At 44.3% G+C, this 17,476-nt stretch carries 17 protein-coding genes; 12 read left to right on the top strand and 5 right to left on the bottom strand.

All coding sequences use genetic code 11. From position 1 onward, the window contains the following. Window positions 1–22 precede the first annotated feature (22 nt). On the top strand, window positions 23–676 hold the full coding sequence (locus ACK4HU_RS12720) for a LolA family protein (RefSeq protein ID WP_409807306.1): 654 nt from the start codon (window positions 23–25) through the stop codon (window positions 674–676). A 197-nt stretch (window positions 677–873) separates the two neighbouring features. Here the strand turns inward: ACK4HU_RS12720 and ACK4HU_RS12715 are convergent, their stop codons facing one another. From ACK4HU_RS12715 to ACK4HU_RS12705, 3 genes are read right to left on the bottom strand one after another with little or no spacing between them, the layout of a single operon-like run. Then, on the bottom strand, window positions 874–1,449 hold the full coding sequence (locus tag ACK4HU_RS12715) for an anthranilate synthase component II (protein ID WP_409807304.1): 576 nt from the start codon (window positions 1,447–1,449) through the stop codon (window positions 874–876). After that, window positions 1,433–1,978, bottom strand: a complete 546-nt coding sequence (locus tag ACK4HU_RS12710) for a CvpA family protein (protein ID WP_409807303.1) — start codon at window positions 1,976–1,978, stop codon at window positions 1,433–1,435. The genes ACK4HU_RS12715 and ACK4HU_RS12710 overlap by 17 nt, the downstream gene beginning before the upstream one ends. 1 nt (window position 1,979) lies before the next feature. After that, the gene (locus ACK4HU_RS12705) at window positions 1,980–2,432 is read right to left on the bottom strand and encodes a GatB/YqeY domain-containing protein (RefSeq protein WP_409807301.1); all 453 of its coding nucleotides are present in this window, start codon (window positions 2,430–2,432) and stop codon (window positions 1,980–1,982) included. Window positions 2,433–2,492: 60 nt separating this feature from the next. On the opposite strand from ACK4HU_RS12705, the gene ACK4HU_RS12700 reads away from it, so the two are divergent. Both ACK4HU_RS12700 and ACK4HU_RS12695 read left to right on the top strand, forming a co-directional pair. After that, window positions 2,493–3,209: a pyridoxine 5'-phosphate synthase gene (locus ACK4HU_RS12700; RefSeq protein WP_409807299.1), complete on the top strand. Its 717-nt coding sequence runs from the start codon at window positions 2,493–2,495 to the stop codon at window positions 3,207–3,209. A gap of 418 nt (window positions 3,210–3,627) precedes the next feature. Then, complete coding sequence (locus ACK4HU_RS12695; RefSeq protein WP_409807297.1) at window positions 3,628–4,386, top strand: alpha/beta fold hydrolase; 759 nt, start codon at window positions 3,628–3,630, stop codon at window positions 4,384–4,386. Window positions 4,387–4,461: 75 nt separating this feature from the next. Here ACK4HU_RS12695 and ACK4HU_RS12690 read toward each other — a convergent pair whose 3' ends face one another. After that, window positions 4,462–5,799, bottom strand: a complete 1,338-nt coding sequence (locus ACK4HU_RS12690; RefSeq protein ID WP_409807296.1) for an amidohydrolase family protein — start codon at window positions 5,797–5,799, stop codon at window positions 4,462–4,464. 86 nt (window positions 5,800–5,885) lie between these two features. On the opposite strand from ACK4HU_RS12690, the gene ACK4HU_RS12685 reads away from it, so the two are divergent. The 4 genes from ACK4HU_RS12685 to ACK4HU_RS12670 all read left to right on the top strand — a co-directional run bounded on the left by ACK4HU_RS12685 (window position 5,886) and on the right by ACK4HU_RS12670 (window position 11,504). Continuing rightward, the gene (locus ACK4HU_RS12685; protein WP_409807295.1) at window positions 5,886–6,596 is read left to right on the top strand and encodes an SAM-dependent methyltransferase; all 711 of its coding nucleotides are present in this window, start codon (window positions 5,886–5,888) and stop codon (window positions 6,594–6,596) included. A 3-nt stretch (window positions 6,597–6,599) separates the two neighbouring features. Continuing rightward, complete coding sequence (locus ACK4HU_RS12680; RefSeq protein WP_409807293.1) at window positions 6,600–7,670, top strand: dipeptidase; 1,071 nt, start codon at window positions 6,600–6,602, stop codon at window positions 7,668–7,670. 302 nt (window positions 7,671–7,972) lie between these two features. Continuing rightward, on the top strand, window positions 7,973–9,451 hold the full coding sequence (locus tag ACK4HU_RS12675; RefSeq protein WP_409807291.1) for an MFS transporter: 1,479 nt from the start codon (window positions 7,973–7,975) through the stop codon (window positions 9,449–9,451). Window positions 9,452–9,548: 97 nt separating this feature from the next. Next, complete coding sequence (locus ACK4HU_RS12670) at window positions 9,549–11,504, top strand: alpha-amylase family glycosyl hydrolase (RefSeq protein ID WP_409807289.1); 1,956 nt, start codon at window positions 9,549–9,551, stop codon at window positions 11,502–11,504. Between the two features lie 23 nt (window positions 11,505–11,527). Here ACK4HU_RS12670 and ACK4HU_RS12665 read toward each other — a convergent pair whose 3' ends face one another. Further along, window positions 11,528–12,550 carry a LacI family DNA-binding transcriptional regulator gene (locus ACK4HU_RS12665; RefSeq protein WP_409807287.1) on the bottom strand — a complete coding sequence of 341 codons (1,023 nt, stop codon included), beginning with the start codon at window positions 12,548–12,550 and terminating at the stop codon, window positions 11,528–11,530. Between the two features lie 182 nt (window positions 12,551–12,732). Between ACK4HU_RS12665 and ACK4HU_RS12660 the strand changes: the two genes are divergently transcribed. From ACK4HU_RS12660 to ACK4HU_RS12640, 5 genes are all read left to right on the top strand, one after another. Further along, a complete protein-coding gene (locus ACK4HU_RS12660) occupies window positions 12,733–13,440 on the top strand; it encodes an orotidine 5'-phosphate decarboxylase / HUMPS family protein (RefSeq protein ID WP_409807286.1) in 708 nt (235 codons plus the stop codon). A 3-nt stretch (window positions 13,441–13,443) separates the two neighbouring features. Then, window positions 13,444–14,487 (top strand): zinc-binding dehydrogenase, encoded by a 1,044-nt coding sequence (locus ACK4HU_RS12655; RefSeq protein WP_409807285.1) that lies wholly within the window; start codon window positions 13,444–13,446, stop codon window positions 14,485–14,487. 1 nt (window position 14,488) lies between these two features. After that, window positions 14,489–15,280, top strand: a complete 792-nt coding sequence (locus ACK4HU_RS12650) for an SDR family NAD(P)-dependent oxidoreductase (RefSeq protein WP_409807283.1) — start codon at window positions 14,489–14,491, stop codon at window positions 15,278–15,280. Between the two features lie 180 nt (window positions 15,281–15,460). Then, the gene (locus ACK4HU_RS12645) at window positions 15,461–16,348 is read left to right on the top strand and encodes a sugar phosphate isomerase/epimerase family protein (protein WP_409807281.1); all 888 of its coding nucleotides are present in this window, start codon (window positions 15,461–15,463) and stop codon (window positions 16,346–16,348) included. Window positions 16,349–16,486: 138 nt separating this feature from the next. Next, window positions 16,487–17,365 (top strand): SMP-30/gluconolactonase/LRE family protein, encoded by an 879-nt coding sequence (locus ACK4HU_RS12640; protein ID WP_409807279.1) that lies wholly within the window; start codon window positions 16,487–16,489, stop codon window positions 17,363–17,365. Window positions 17,366–17,476 lie beyond the last annotated feature (111 nt).

Genomic DNA, 17,476 nt, shown 5'->3' with positions numbered 1-17,476 from the left:
CCAGTTCCAGCAGCTCAATTACATGAAATTCCAAACCCCGCTTTTCCTTATATTTTTCCTTCTCATTGGAAGCTTTCAAGCCTCAGCTCAGAAAGATCCCAAAGCCAAAGTCGTGCTCGACGCAATGAGTGCGAAGTATCAAAGCATGAAAGGTTTTACCGCCGGTTTTGATTACACCTATCAGGATGCAGGAGTTCCGGGTGATCGTCAATCAGGTGAGATAGCTGTAAGCGGAGAAAAATACCGTCTCAAACTTTCCGATCAGGAAATCTACAATGATGGGAAAACGGTCTGGACTTACATCCAAACTTCAACTTACAAGGAAGTGACCATCAACGATGCCACTCAAATGGAAGGTGAATTGACTCCCTCCAATATCTACAAAATGTATCAGACAGGCTTCAACTACAGACTTTTAGCAGATAAAACCTATCAAGGAAAGCTTGCAAATGTGGTAGAATTGACTGCACTGAAAGCTAATGCGCCTTTTAAGGAAGTGAAGTTGATGGTGGACAAAACCACCAAAGATCTGCTCGGCTGGGAAATGTCTGACGGACAGGGAGGAGTATTCTCCTATTCCTTCAAAAATCTAAAGGCAGCTCCAACCTTAGCAGCGGATTATTTCACTTTTGATCCTAAAAAGCATTCAGGGATTGAAGTGATTGATTTGAGATAAACTGATTTTTGATTTAAGTTTTACGATTTACGACGTATCAATCTATTTCTAAGATTCGAGAAGGAGTGAGCTTTCTAGTTTTTTTAACTCTATCAATTAATTCAACTAGTGAAATTATCGGATATTTTCACTAGTACACTAGAGTAAATATCAGCTATTTCCCCTATTTGGAAATAATTTATTCGTTTTCGGAAAAACTAGCTTCCGACATTTTTGACCGTTCCTATCCAATTTTTCACCAATTCCAATCCAAATTCCGTCAGATGTGCCTCAGGGTGATATTGGATTCCCAAGATCGGAAGTGTCTTATGTGCCATTCCCATGATTTCTCCAGACTCAGTTTCCAAAATAACCTCCAGGCAATCCGGGAGATTTCGGAGTTGGAGCGAATGATAGCGCGTGACGTTAAATTGATCCGGCAGATTTTGGGTAAAAAAATGAGTTTGGGTTTTTCTGACCAAATGGACTTTCCCATGGGTAGGAACTTGATTTTTCACCAACTCTGCACCAAAAAATTCACCAATCGCCTGATGTCCCAGACAAACACCCAACACGGGCACCTTCTGATGGTATTTCTCGAAAACTGCCATCAAATTTCCTGCATCAACTGGTATTCCCGGTCCCGGTGAGAGTATAAGTCCTTTGAAGTCGATTTTTTCAATCTCCTCCAAACTTGCATCGTTTCTGAAGATTATTAACTCTTCGCCTGTCTGCCGAATAAGATCAGCCAAAATATGACTGAAGGAATCAAAATTATCAATCAGCAGCAGCATCCTTAAACCCCTTCACAATTTCTGCAATCGTCTCTTGTAATTCCTTAATTTTTGGAACCAGAGGCTCCAGCACCCAAATCACACCCGGTGCTAATGGCTCAATGTATTGGAGATACTCGCTCTTAGCGCTCCATTCCTTTGGCATTTTTAGCTCAAATCCCAATGCAAGCCACATAAACAAACTGATGAAAAAAGCTGATTTCACGATCCCCAAAATTGCTCCGGCAATGCTGTCTACACTTCCCAACAGGATCATTTGCATCATTTTCTTGAGAAACCATCCAGCGATGTTAACAATTAGAAGTGTGATGAAAAACACGATCAAAAAAGCAATGACTGGAAATGCAAACGTGAGTTCGTCCAGTCGTTCGGCAAGTATTTTACTCACCGGATCCATAAAATAAACTCCCAAAATAATTGCCAATACAAAACCTATGAGGCCTACAATGGTCATCAATAGACCTTTTTTGTAGCCCTCATAAGCGCCTAACCCAAGTATGATCAGGATGACAATATCAATCGGTGCCAAATCAGCCGTTCAAAAGTGCTTTGACTTTATCCGCAATGGCTTTGCCATCCGCCTTGCCTGCCAGTTGCTTATTGGCCGCACCGATGACTTTACCCATTTCTTTAGCACTCACCGCGCCGGTCACATTGATGATTTCCTGAATTGCTAAAGTAAGCTCATCATCAGTCAATGCCTTTGGCAAAAACTCCTGAATCACTGCAAGTTCGGCCAATTCCACCTCAAGCAAATCAGGTCTGTTCTGCTGCTGATAAATGTCAGCTGAGTCTTTGCGCTGCTTGGCTGCCTTTGTTAAAAGTTTCATTTCATCTTCTTCGCTGAGTTCACCGGAGAATCCTCCTTTAGTTTCCTCAAGAAGAATCATGGATTTGATCGCACGCAAAGCGGTCAATCGTACCTTGTCTTTGGCAATCATGGCGGATTTAATTTCGCCTTCTACTTTCTGCTTTAAAGCCATTAGTCCTAAGTTTGTGTTATATCAATAATACGGGGTAAAAATACCTTTTTCAAAACGGATATGACTCAACTAAGTGTAAATATTAACAAGATTGCCACCCTCCGCAATGCGCGAGGAGCGGATAATCCCAACGTGGTCAAAGTAGCCTTGGACTGTGAGCGATTTGGTGCTCAGGGAATTACGGTTCACCCAAGACCTGATGAGCGCCACATTCGCTATCAGGACGCAATGGATTTAGCAAAAGCTGTGACCACAGAATTCAACATCGAAGGCTATCCTGATCAGCGTTTTATGCAATTGATCCGAGCCGTAAAACCCACTCAAGCCACCCTTGTCCCTGATCCACCGAATGCCATCACCTCCAATTCAGGCTGGGATACGATCACTCACCAAACTATGCTTCGCGAAATAGTCGCTGAATTGCATGAAATCGGAACTCGAGTTTCTATTTTCATCAATCCTGAATCAAAGTATTTTGAGCCAGCAAAACTCACCGGCACAGATCGGGTGGAATTATATACCGAACCTTATGCTGCACATTACCATCAAAATCGGGAGAAAGCCGTAAGACCCTATGTGGAAGTTGCGCACCTTGCAAAAGAATTGGGACTTGGACTGAATGCCGGACATGATCTTGACTTACATAATTTGGCTTATCTAAAGCAGCAGATTCCTTTCCTCGAAGAAGTCTCCATCGGTCACGCCTTGATCTGCGATGCATTGTATTATGGATTGGAAAATACGATTCAGATGTATCGGAGGCAGCTTGAGATTTGATTGGAAGATTGGAAAATAACTTACGGATAAAATGACCACGTAGTGGTCAAACCTCTGAATAGCCCTAGGTGAAACCTAGGGAAAAGTGCATCGGAAAAAGGAAAGGAAAACCCCGAATGGGGTTGAACTTTTTAGAATTGTTGAATTATTGTTCGACCCTTTTCAGGGTCGTGGGGATAATTAAGATATTCCGTGATCCACGGGTTTCACCCGCGGTTATTGACAAGTTCGACCCCATTTGGGGTCAATAAATTTTCCACATGAATCATTGAAAATACATTTTAATTTCCATCAATTGAAGCGGTTTACCCGTTGCGAAAAAAGGGAACAGACTGGCATAAAATAAATGACAATTATTTCTTTAAGTAAAGTCGCTTAAAATTGTGTCATAAATCGTGTTTCGTAAATCATACTTAAAATGAAGTTGAATTATAAAAAATCCGGCTCCGGCCCTCCACTCATCATCCTTCACGGCCTTTTTGGTTCCTTGGACAATTGGTTTTCCATAGCCAAGGAACTGGTGGAACACTATACTCTTTACCTTATCGATCAGCGAAATCATGGAGATTCTCCACATGCTGATGAATGGAATTACGCTGTGATGGCAGAAGACCTGAAGGAACTTTTGGATGCCGAAGGACTGGATAAAGTATTTCTAATGGGTCATTCATTGGGTGGAAAAACTGTGATGAATTTTGCTGTGAAGTATCCTGAGCGAGTGGAAAAATTGATCGTAGCGGACATTGCCCCTCGCTATTATCCGGTTCATCATGAGTCGATTTTGGAAGGATTGAATTCTCTGGACTTGAAAAAAATTCAGTCCAGGAAAGAAGCTGATGATCAGTTGTCGAAATACATTCCCGAACTCGGAGTTCGGCAGTTTTTGCTGAAAAGCTTAACTCGAGACAGTGATGGTTTTGCCTGGAAAATCAACCTTCCGGTAATCACCAAAAACATCGAAAACGTCGGGGAAGCCTTGGCTAAAGATTCAACCTTCGATGGCCCGACTCTTTTCCTCGCAGGAGCCAACTCGAACTATATCCAGCAAAAAGACCTCCCTGATTTAGCCGCCCATTTCCCTAACTATGAATTGGAATTCGTTGCAGACGCTGGCCACTGGCTACACGCCGAGCAGCCACATTCGGTGGTGGAGGAGATGAGGAAGTTTTTGGGATGAATGAAAAGGGCTGAATATCAATTTGATTTCCCCCTTTTTTTCTGCCTACTGCGACTGATCACTGCATACTGAGACTCACTTCACCCTCTTCCCGTGCTTAATCACCATATCCACATTCTGTAATAAGTTGATGTAGCGAATTACATCTCCTCGGACAGCGATGATATCAGCGTATTTCCCTTCGGAAATCGTCCCGTAATCCTTATCCACTTTCATGGCAACTGCCGGCCAATAAGTCGCAGCTTTGATCGTCAAGAGAGGATCCATTCCAAAGTGATTCACCCATACATCGAGTTCGTTCCAAGTGCTTTGACTGTGAAATTTCATCGGTATTCCACTGTCCGTACCCACTAGCATCACCACGCCACTTTCTTTCAATTGGGCAAACTTTCGATCCAAAGTCGGCTTTCTCACCGGGGTGAGTTGGAAGTAAGACATCCTTCCGGGAAAGCGAAGAGAAGCTCGAATATCCCGAATGATGGAATCCGGCAAATCCAAATGCCAAGAAGGATCATCCAGCTTCTCGGGATTGTCACGCACATATTCATAATTAAAAAGCCCCTCTACCGTCGGTGTCCAAAAGAGTGGCCCAAGGTTCATCTTTGCTGCCCGCTCTTTCAACATCAGCATGATGTCCGCTGGGTATTCAGGCGCTGAACTCAAACCCGTATGTTCAAAATTGTCCACTCCGATCTGAAGTCCGATTCGGATTTCGTCAGGTCTGTGCGAGTGGCCCACCACCATTTTTCCATATTTATGGGCTTCATCAACCACAGCTTTTGCTTCTTCCAAAGTCATCTGATCCTGATCGATCAGTTTGATAACATCGACTCCGGCATCGACGAGCTTTTTGACTTTTGCCCGGGCATCGGCTTCCCCATTCACTCCCCATCGGAATTCTTCAGTATTAGGATAGGGTGCCTTTTGGATAAAAGGTCCTGACACATAAATAGTCGGGCCGGGGATTTCACCTTTGTTGATTCGATTACGCACATTGATGCTGGCTTCCAATGGAGCACCCAAATCTCTGGCACTCGTTACTCCAGCCAAAAGCAGTTGATGCGCAGAGGAAGGCATAATCACAGATTCAAACACATTGATATACGTGCTGTCCCAGTGGGTATAGTCGCTGTGACCATTGAGCATCAGGTGCACGTGCATGTCCCAAAGTCCCGGAAGAACACTCATGCCTTCGGTAGAAATGACCTCTGCCCCGGCTGGAATAGCTAAACTTCCCACTTGCCCAATGGATTTGATCCGTTCATTTTCGATGATAATCACTGAATTCCGAATGGGTGTTCCTCCAAATCCATCGATTAATGTTCCGCCAACAAGGGCTTTTAGATTTTGGGGAAAAGAATTGAATCCTACTAAAAGGAATAGAATTAGAAGCAGAGATTTTTTCTGAGACATAGGATTAATAGAAGGGATAAACAGCGAAAAGGTAACGAATTTGGGCTTTAAATTTTAACTTTCGACTTCATTCCAAGTTCACCCAAATGCCCAAAGGAAAACTTTTCTTAATTCCCAATGTACTAGCCGATAACACGGCTCATTGGGTGATTTCGCCACAAGTACAAGATGTCATCGCCCATACCAAGATCTTTTTGGTCGAAAACCCCCGTTCTGCCCGCCGTTATATTTCCAGTTTGAAGTTGGGTGTAAATCTGGAAGAAGTTCACATGGAAGTGCTGGACAAAGGCACACCTCCTGAATCCATCAATCGACTCATGCAGCCGCTGATGAATGGAGCAGATATTGGCGTAATTTCAGAAGCAGGCTGTCCCGGTATTGCCGATCCGGGAGCATTAGCGGTGGCTTATGCGCATCAAAAAGACATCCAAATCGTCCCAATCTCTGGTCCAAGTTCTATGTTTTTGGCGCTGATGGGTTCCGGTTTTTCGGGGCAGTCTTTTGCTTTTCATGGCTATTTACCCATTGATAAAAAAGAACGAGCTGCCGCTTTGAAAAAGCTGGAATCTGAATCCCTTCGGGAGCAGCGAGCCCAGATTTTCATGGAAACTCCCTTCCGAAATAATCAAATGCTGGAAGAAGTGTTGGCTACCCTTTCTGGAAATACCAAGCTATGCATTGCCAAAAATCTGACAGCGGCAGACGAATTTATCCAAACCAAGACCATCTCCGATTGGAAGAAATTTCCGATTGATCTACATAAAATTCCGACAGTATTTATCCTACAAAGTTTCTAAGCCATGTTTACCATTGACGCGCACCTTGATCTGAGTATGAATGCCTTGGAGTGGAATCGGGATCTCACCCGACCGGTCTCAGAAATCAATGCTCGGGAAAAAGGCTTGACTGACAAACCTGATCGTGGCAATGCGACTGTTTCCCTTCCTGAGCTACGCAAAGGAAACATTGGTTTGGTCGTGGCAACACAGATTGCCCGCTTTGTGGCCCCTGATAATCAACTTCCCGGATGGCACTCACCTGAGCAAGCTTGGGCACAGACCCAAGGTCAATTGGCTTGGTATCGAGCTATGATCGAAAAAGGAGAAATGGCCCAAATCCGAAATTCGAAGCAGTTGGAATCACATTTAGCTCTTTGGAATGACGGAAAAGACAATACTGAAAAGCCTGTGGGTTTTATCCTTTCGCTCGAAGGTGCTGATTCGATTGTGAATCTGGATTATTTAGAGCAAGCCTATGAAAGTGGTCTTCGGGCCTTGGGGCCGGCACATTATGGACCTGGCAGATATGCCTTCGGAACGGATTCTTCGGCACCTCTAAGTACTCAGGGGAAGGAGTTGGTTCGGAAAATGGATGAACTCGGGATTATTTTGGATGCGACACACTTGTGTGATTTGGCTTTTTGGGATGCGCTGGAGATTTATCAAGGGCCGGTGTGGGCAAGTCATAACAATTGCCGGGCTTTGGTGGATCATAATCGACAATTTTCCGACGAAATGATCAAAGCATTGGTGGATCGAGGAGCAGTGATTGGAGGGGCATTTGACACCTGGATGCTAAGTCCGGGTTGGGTTCGAGGGAAATCTACTCCGAAAGAACGAAACGTCACCATCTCCACCGTTTTGGATCACATGGATCATATTTGTCAAGTTGCAGGCAATGCAAATCACATTGGAATCGGATCGGATTTGGATGGGGCTTTTGGCACGGAGCAAAGCCCTTCAGATTTGGAAACAATTGCTGATTTACAGAAGATTCCCGAATTATTGCGTCAGCGTGGATATTCTGAATCGGATGTTGAAAAAGTCATGCATGGGAATTGGTTGAACTTTTTGAAGAAGGCTTGGAATTAATTCTTGATTTAAAAAATTCCATTTCTTAATAACATACGATGGCCTGATCCAGGAAATCCAAGGGCTCCTCCAAAATTAAATTTGAGTCTTTGACTCAGAAAACCCCAGAAATCAATTTCTGGGGTTTTTCTTTTTGTTTTTTTCAAAAAAAATAGCTGGAGTATCAATCGATTTCCTCGCAATTTTTGAATCAATTCATGGCTTTAGCGCCTAAGAAGAGCTTTTTTCAAATCGTAAACTTTGTAATTTATCCACCAGAAAGTCTGTTTCAGCTTTTTTTGGATCAACCTCAAAGTAACCCAATGCAAAAACCCAAACTCTCCTTTTCCCAAATCATCAACATGAACGTTGGCTTTTTTGGGATTCAATACAGCTTTGGCCTCCAGCAAAGTGCGGTCAACCCGATCTATGATATGCTGGGTGCTGCGCCGGATGAAATTCCCCTTTTGAACCTTGCCGGACCGATGACTGGATTGCTGATTCAACCTATCATCGGGGCACTGAGTGACAGTACTTGGAGTGATACATACGGGCGACGGAAACCCTACTTTTTCATTGGTGCTTTGATGTGCAGCATCTGTCTGTTTTTCTATCCCTTCAGCAGTACACTTTGGATGGCGGCAGGCTTGCTTTGGGTCTTGGATGCGGCGAATAATACCGCGATGGAACCTTATCGTGCTTTGATCGCAGATTCACTTCCCGAGGAGCAATATGGTCAGGGATTTTTGACCCAAAGCTTCTTCACTGGCCTGGGCATCACCCTTGCAAATCTTTCACTTTTCGTATTCCAGATTTTCTTTAAAGGAACCATTGGATCGCTTCCCATGTGGGTTTACGCTTCTTTTTTCCTTGGGACAATTTGCTCGATTACTTCGGTGTTGTGGAGCATGTCCAAAACTCCGGAATATCCTCCCTCGCCGGAAGAATTGAAATTACTCAAGGAACGGAACAAAGGAATGCCTCATCCGGCTATCCAATTCTTCCTTTCGATATTGACGACTTTAGTGGCTTATTTAGCTTTTTTCATCTTGTTGATTCCATCAATTTTTGATCGAAATCTCATCCGAAAAACCATCCATTGGGCAGAAAATAATTCCACAGCCAAGGTTCTTTTTGCTCAAAACCTCGAAATCATCGAATCCATCATCCAGATGCCATCAGTGATGTGGAAGCTGGCGCTGGTTTATCTTTTTCAGTGGTATGCACTCTTTTGCTACTGGCAAAATGCGGCAAAAAGCATCGCTCTCTCAGTGTGGGATGCCACCCCGGCGAGTGATCCGTCCAAGTATGAAGAAGCCGTGGGTTGGACAGGTTTAGTCAACGGCTGGTACAATATTGTGACCTTCCTTTCAGCTTTTTTTCTCGTGGGTTGGGCGAGGAAAATCGGCCCAAAAAAAGTCCATTTCTTCTGTCTCATTATGGCTGGTGTGGGTTTGATCATTTTCCCGATGATCGAAAATAAGTACCTGCTATTTGCCCCGATGACTGGTTTTGGCGTGGCATGGGCGAGTATGATGGGCATTCCCTATTTACTTGTTGTCAATGAAATTCCAAAGGAGCGCTATGGTGTGTATATGGGAATCATCAACATGATGATTGTGATTCCGATGATTTTGCAGACGTTGAGCTTTGGCTTCATTTCCAAGACCTTCCTTCAAAATGATGCTGGACAGGCGATCACTTTCGCCGGAGTTCTCTTGTTGATCGCCGCTGCCGCTACCCTCAGAATCCAAGAAAAGCAAGTCAATCCTGAAATTGCTTCGATTTCGGGAGGACATTAATCAATAATTCAACTGAGACCTAGCAGGTTTTCAAAACCTGCCAGGTCTAGTTTCAGCAGGACATTAATCAAATACTCAACCCATATCACCTCACGGTATGACCACCGAATCTCTACTTCACCAAAAAACCCAAGAACTCATTTCTGCTGCCGGGCTGGATGAAACGAAAAAAGACAAGGGTTTTGTGGAGCGTCTTTATCCCCGTTTACCTCTGATTCATCGCCTTTTTACAGAAATTTACGCGTCTCACCCGGACGCTGAAAACCAGTTTTTCCAGTTTATTGAAAGCTTGATCATGGGATACAAGGCAAGAGAAAAAGCGCTTAGAATACGTGACGCAGAGAAAGCCAAGAAGGGCATTTGGTTTCTCAGCAACGAACTGGCAGGAATGAGCTTGTACGTGGATCGATTTGCCGGAAATCTAAAATCCATGCCCGAAAAGCTTCCCTATTTGGAGGAGTTAGGAGTAAATTTTCTTCACATCATGCCTATTTTCGAAAGTCCGGAAGGCGAAAGTGACGGTGGATATGCGGTGTCGGATTTCAGAAAAGTGGACGAACGATTCGGGACTTTGGAAGATTTGATTTCCCTTCGGAAAAAAATGCATGCCACAGGCATGTACCTCATGCTGGATATCGTACTCAATCATACCTCGCATCATCACGATTGGGCCAAAAAGGCAAAAGCAGGCAATAAGGGCTACCAAGACTTCTTTTATACCTATGACAATCGCTGGATTCCAAATGAATTTGACGCGACTATGCCTGACATTTTCCCCGAAAGCTCTCCGGGCAATTTCACCTGGAATGAGGAAATGGGAAAATGGGTGATGACCGTTTTTCATTCGTACCAGTGGGACCTCAACTACACTAATCCTGTTGTCTTTCGGGAAATGTTGGAAAATATCCTCTTCTATGGAAATCTTGGAGTGGATTTACTTCGGATCGATGCCCCTGCATTTATATGGAAAAAGACGGGAACTGCCTCACAGAATCTGCCGGAGGCACATGCTTTGCTTCAATTGATCAAGCAATGTGTGCAAGTGGCAACACCGGGCATGGCAATCCTCGGCGAAGCAATCGTCGCTCCCAAAGAGATCATAAAGTATTTCGGAACAGGGGAATTTATCGCTCAGGAATGTGATTTTGCCTACAATGCCACGCAAATGGCGCTTCAGTGGGATATGCTTGCCTCAGGTGAAACCCAAATCATGCTCAATGCCCAGCATGAAATTTTGAAAAAACCATACGGGACATCTTGGATCACCTACACACGATGCCATGATGATATTGGCTTGGGATACGATGATTACATGATCTCGCAGGCAGGAAAGGAGCCTTATCAGCATCGAAAGTTTTTGAAAGAGTATTATTCATTCTCCGACAATCAATGGATGAGTCCGGCTCGGGGTGCACTTTTTTCCTCCAATCCTAAAACTGGAGATGCGCGAATCAGTGGCACGCTTGCTTCACTCTGTGGATTGGAAAAAGCGCTTATTGAAAATGACGAGTTTTCTATCGATCTGAGCATTCGGAAAATTCTGATGATGCAGGCTCATTCCATCTTCTTGGGAGGTTTGCCGATGCTTTTCTATGGGGATGAAATCGGCTACACCAATGACTACAGCTACCAAAATGATCCCAGTAAAAGCTATGACAACCGATGGATGCATCGCCCAATTATTGATTGGGAAAAAGTAGCGCGATCCAAAAAAGAAGGGACCGTAGAAAACCAAATATTTTCAGGGATTAAAAAATTACTATCCATCAGAAAGGAGAAAGCACTTTTCAGCGATTTATCCAACATTTCCTGGCTCAGTCCCCACAATATCCATATAGCCGGCTTGGTGCGAAGGATGGGAAATGACCGAATCTATTGCCTCTATAATTTCAGCGATCAAGCTGCCTACTTGACCTGGTATGCATTCCGTGAGCAAGGGGAAGGATCTGAATTTCTCAAAGATTTATGGTCAGGAGAGGAATTTAAAATTGGTTTAGATCAGGAATATTTGATAATTAAGCCTTATGGGTTTGTGATTTTGGAGCCAAAGTAATATGGTAGAAACTTTTTGGAAATTCACTTTTGTGATGAATCTCTGATTACCAATTCCGTTTTCATTTCTAAAAGTTCCTCCTCCCCGAGTTCATGTTTTTTGATCAATTTGATCAAAATTTCCGCAGCCTCTTGCCCCATTTGAAAGCCATGCTGATCTACCGAACTGAGGCTTGGAGAAATATATTCTGAAAGCATCCAATTGCTAAAGCCCATCAAACCAACTTTCCCCGGCACTTCGTGACCTACTGATTTCAGGTATTTCATTGCTCCCAAAGCAACCAAGTCGGTGATGCAAAAAATTGCATCAGGCTGATTTGGGCTTTCCATCAATTCCTTGGTGAAGTCAAATCCTTCTGCTTCCACGATTTCCCAGCAGTTTTTGACCCATTCCTCTCTAAACTCCAAGCCATGGTCTTCCAGAGCTTTTTTATAACCTAGGAATCTTCCTTCAGCATTTTTTACTTCCAGTCTTCCACTCAGGTGGGCAATTTTTCGATAGCCATTTTGGATTAAATTTTTGACCGCTTGATAAGCTCCATTGAAGTCATCCACCACCACTTTAGGAGAAAGGATATGATCCGTGATTTTATCAAACTGGACTACAGGCTTCCCTTCATCCAAAAAGTCCTGGAGATGATCAGCCTCAAAAGTTTCATTAGAAACAGAAATTAATAATCCATCCACTCCTATTCCAAGCAAAGTTCGGCAAGCGAAAATTTCTCCGCTTTTTAAATCCTCGGACTGTGAAACCAAGACATGATATCCATGTTTTTTGGCAGTCTCTATAACTCCTGAGATGGTTGTAGAAAAAAAATGGTGAACAATGTGAGGAACTACCAAGCCAATCAGCGAGGTGCGATTTTTTCGAAAATTAACTGCTAGGGTATTAGGGACGTAGTTATGCTTCTCTGCATATTCCTTGACCTGCCTTACAGTATCATCAGAAATAGAATGGTAGCCATTAAGCGCTCTGGAAACCGTCGAGGGCGAAATATTAAGTGCTAACGCAATATCTTTTAAAGTAACTCTTCGCTTTTCCGACATGTACAGGATAGTTTGGGTTTTATAAGTTATTTCATTTAAATAGAGTTAGCAATTCCACTGATAAAAAGACTAAGAAAAAAATCAATGAATTCACTGATTTTTAGGTTCTGATCCATTTTTAAAAAAAGTCTATATTTAGCTGTATCTGATTCTAGAGTACAAACCAACAAAAACCCAAACACATGAAACCTATTGTCCAAATCTCACTGGATCTAACCAACATTGATGAAGCACTGGAAACGGCTGCTTTGGCACTCCGTGCTGGGGTGGATTGGCTCGAGGCTGGCACACCACTCATTTTGGCCGAAGGCCTGCATGGCGTGAGAAAACTTCGTGAAGCTTTTCCCGGAATTCCCATCGTTGCCGACCTCAAAACCATGGATGGCGGCTATCTCGAAGCTGAGATGATGGCTAAAGCTGGAGCCACTCACGTCGTGGTCATGGCCCGAGCACATGCCGAGACCATCAAGTGTGTGGTCAAGGCCGGGAAAGATTTCGGAGTGGAAGTCATGGGCGATAATATGATCTGCCCCGACATGGTGGAAGCAGCGAAATTTTTGGAAGATCTGGGTTGCGACTACGTCATTCACCATATCGGATACGATGAGCGAAGGGGAATCGCCGCTGCCGGGCATCGAATGCCAAGTCCACTGGATCAGCTTCGGGAAGTGGTGAAAGCAGTGAATATACCTGTTCAGGCTGTAGGAGGGCTTTCTCTAGAGCAAGCAATCAAATGCCCTCAATACGGTTCGCCACTTGTGGTTTTGGGCGCGCCATTGACTATTGATGCGGATTCCTTCAAAACGGCAGAAGGAAATCTCGAAGAATCACTTCGAATGATCTGTGCGGCTATTCACGCTCAAGAAACTATTTTTCCATCCAAATCCTAAGCCATGTCCAGCACCAAAATACCTGCAGTAGTAAATTACTCAGAGCAAAAGCATTCCGTCGAAATCCGAGAAATTCCAGTTCCCGAAATCGGTGAAGAATACATTTTACTTGAAGTGGAAAATGTCGGCGTCTGCGGAAGTGATCTCCATCAGTGGACTTCAGATCATAGTTGGCCGGTGAATTATCCTGTGGTCTTGGGCCATGAATTTGGCGGAAGAATCGCTGCAATTGGAGATCGAGTTTCTGGTTGGAAAGTTGGTGATCGGGTCGTCTCTGAGACAGCAGCTGTGATTGATACCCAAAATCCCATGAGCAAAGTTGGGCTCTACAATCTTGATCCTACCCGAAAAGGCTTTGGCTATGGGGTAAATGGAGCGATGACACGATTTGTCCGAGTCCCCGCTCGTTGTCTCCATTCCGTTCCGGAGAATCTTTCCTTCGAAGAAGCCTGCCTCACCGAACCTTGTTGTGTCGCTTTCAATGCGCTGGTTGGAAATTCTCATATCAAACCAGGTGATCGGGTCATCGTAATTGGTCCTGGAACCATCGGTATTCTCTGTGCCGCAGTAGCCAGACTTTGCGGAGCTGAAGTAGCAATTTTAGGACTGGAAGGAGACAAAGGAAGATTGGAGATCGCTCGAATAGCTTATGGTTGCGAATCGTTGATTGGAGAAGATGCTGCAGAAGCTTGGGCCAAAAAGCGCGATGGATTAGGCGCAGACTTAGTCGTGGATGCAGCGGGTCACAGTATTACATTGAAAATTGCCATGAAACTGGTTCGTCAAAACGGTCAAATCACAAAGGTGGGTTGGGGACCTCAGCCCTTGAATTTTTCAATCGATCCGATCGTCCAAAAAAATGTGCGACTTCAGGGAAGTTTCAGTCACAACTGGCCAGTTTGGGAACGTGTGATTGCCCTCTTGGCAAGCGGAGCCTTAAATGTCAAACCTATCATCGGAGGCGTTTGGCCCATCACGGAGTGGCATGAAGCATTTGAAAAAATGCATAGTGGGCAAATCGTGAAGGCAGTTCTAAAACCTATCTGATATGCGGCTCAAAGATAAAGTTATCATCGTCACAGGAAGCACGACAGGAATCGGCAAAGCCATCGCCAAGAGCTGTGTAGCCGAAGGAGCAAAAGTAGTCCTTCATGGTTTGGAGCAGGACTTGGGAGAAGAAGTGCTAGCCGAAATCGGAACCGAACATGCGGTATTTCATTGCGAAGATATTACCACCGAAACCTGCCCCGACAATCTGGTGAATCTCGCTGTCAAAACGTTCGGAAAACTTGACGCGGTAGTCAACAATTCCGCCTTGGTTATTGCCTCGGATATTCACAACACGGATCGTGCATTTTTCCAAAAGGTCTTAGATATCAATACGGTTGCGCCATTTCTCCTGATTCAGAAAGCTCTACCAGAACTCATCAAAACCAAAGGCTGCGTCCTCAATATCGGTTCGATTAACGCTTGGAGCGGAGAACCGAACTTATTAGCTTATTCAGTTTCCAAAGGCGCAATCATGACTTTGACAGGAAATCTCGGCGATTCTTTGATGCGGGAATATGGCGTCCGGGTCAACCAAATCAATCCCGGCTGGGTACTTACTGAGCGAGAGACTGAAAGGAAAAAGCTTCATGGGCTTTCTGACAATTGGTACGAGGAACTCCCTTCTATTATCGCTCCTTCCGGTAGAATTCTCTGGCCGGAAGAGATTGCTGCGGCTTGTATATTTTGGCTTTCTGACGAAAGTGGCCCTGTCTCAGGGCAAATCCTGACTTTGGAGCAGCATCCGATGAGTGGGCGAAATCTTCCAAAAGACAATAAAACGTTCAAATAATTAAACCTATTCGTTCCAGTGGAAGAATCCAAGAATGGAAATTAGCCATAAAATCTAAATTGATCCCATCTTCGGTCTTCGGTCTCCGGTCCTGCCTACCGCCAGGCAGGCTTCCAGCCCCTAACCTGTGGATAATTCGCCTACTGGCAGAATAGCGTAAATTCAAAGAAATAATACACCATGCCCAAATTAGCTGCCTTTCCCAAAGCTTTCATGAAGCAACTCTGCAAGGACGGAAGTATGAAAATCGCCGACTGGGTGAAGCTTGCCACTCCACTAAAGATCGATGGACTGGAATGGTATGCCGGTTTCTTGGAAATGGAAAATGAAAAAAACTGGTCCAAATTCCGAAAGATGGTGGAAAATGAAGGCATGGTCATTCCCATGATGTGCTGCTCACCGGATTTCACTCATCGGGACAAGGCATTCCGTGAAAAGGAAATCCAAAAGCAACGACGCTGGATTGATATGACCGATGAACTTGGAGGGAAATATTGCCGGGTTTTGTCGGGTCAATATCGGCCCGAACTATCCATCGATGAAGGAATCAAACTCGCAAAAGACTGCATCGAGGCTTGCCTGCCCTACGCCCAAAGCTTGGATATCACCTTGATTATAGAAAATCACTATAAGGACGATTTTTGGGAATATCCTGAGTTTGCTCAAAAGCGGGCTGTCTTCACCAAACTCGTCAAATCGATTCAGCATCCGAATTTTGGGGTGAATTACGACCCGAGTAATGCCTATCTAGCTGGAGAAGATCCCTTGGACTTATTGTATGACGTGTCGGAACGCGTGGTTACAATGCACGCGAGCGATCGGTTTTTGAAATATGGTACAATAGAAGACCTGAGAAAAGAAGAAGGCGGGGCGGTTGGCTATGCCAAGCGACTCAGCCATGGCGAAGTTGGAAAAGGAATGAATGACTACGATGCCATTTTCACCGAACTCAAGCGGGTTGGTTTCGATAACTGGATTAGCATCGAGGATGGTGTTGACGGCATGGATCAATTGGAACGCAGCGTGGCGTTTTTGAAGAAGAAAATTGCGCAGTATTGGCATAAATGAATTACGAATTCAGATTTACGATTTACGAGATCTAAACTAGAGTTTGCCCTCTTACTAGATATTTGGAGTTGTGTTAATCTTTCAATCCACCTCGGCGGACAAGTTCTTCCAATTTTAAAATCTTTCAATTCAACCAACGTGAATCCAACCATTATTAAATCCATTCCCTCCCAATGCTACCTCGGTGAAGGCCCCCTTTGGATCGCTGAGCTAGGCTGTTTCTTTTGGGTAGATATCGAAAAAGGAAATCTGCACAAATACCATCTAGCTTCTGAAAAGCTGGAAATCCGGCATTTCCCACACTTCCTGGCGGTGGTTCTGAAAGGACAAAACGGGAAATTGATTTTGGGTTTGGATCGGAAACTGGTGCGCTATGATTGGGAGACGGAGGAAATGGAAGAACTCTGTGAAGTGGAATCTGATCAGCCCTTGCATCGCTTTAATGATGGGAAAGTTGATTCACAAGGTCGCATCTGGATAGGGACGCTCAGCACCAAATTCACAGAAGGTGCAGGTTCGCTGTACCGGATTGATTCCAAGCTCAAACCCGGAGCACAACTGAACAACCTGACCATTTCCAATGGAATGGCTTGGACGCAAGATCAAAAGACTTTTTACTTTATTGATACGCCAACTCGGAAAATTCAGGAATTCTCATTCGATGCGGAGACTGGAGAAATCGGATTTCGAAGAATTGCTGCTGAGATTCCCGAAAATCTTGGATTTCCTGACGGGATGTGCATCGACCAAGAAGGCATGCTTTGGGTTGCGCATTATGGAGGTTCGGGAGTCTATCGCTGGAATCCCAAAAACGGCGAGCTTCTAGACAAAATAGATTTACCTGTTCCGAACGTAACTTCCTGCTGTTTTGGAGGGGAAAATCTGAACTTGATGCTGATCACCACTGCGCAGGAAAACATGTCTGAATCGGATTTGAAAAAGTATCCAAAAAGCGGGGATGTGTTTTTGGTGAAATTGGAAGTGGGGGGATTTGAGGCTAATCAGGCTTTATTTTAGGATTTATTTCCCACAGATTTAAACAGATAAAAATCAGTAGAGTAGAGTCGTCAGGGAAGAGAATCCCTGACGTACCCCCTCTTCAATCCGTACGTGCGGTTTTCCCGCATA

The organism is Algoriphagus sp. (genome assembly GCF_046296635.1).
Taxonomy (GTDB): Bacteria; Bacteroidota; Bacteroidia; order Cytophagales; family Cyclobacteriaceae; genus Algoriphagus.
Note: the sequence above shows the minus strand (reverse complement) of the source record. Positions and strands in the feature narration are given on the sequence as shown.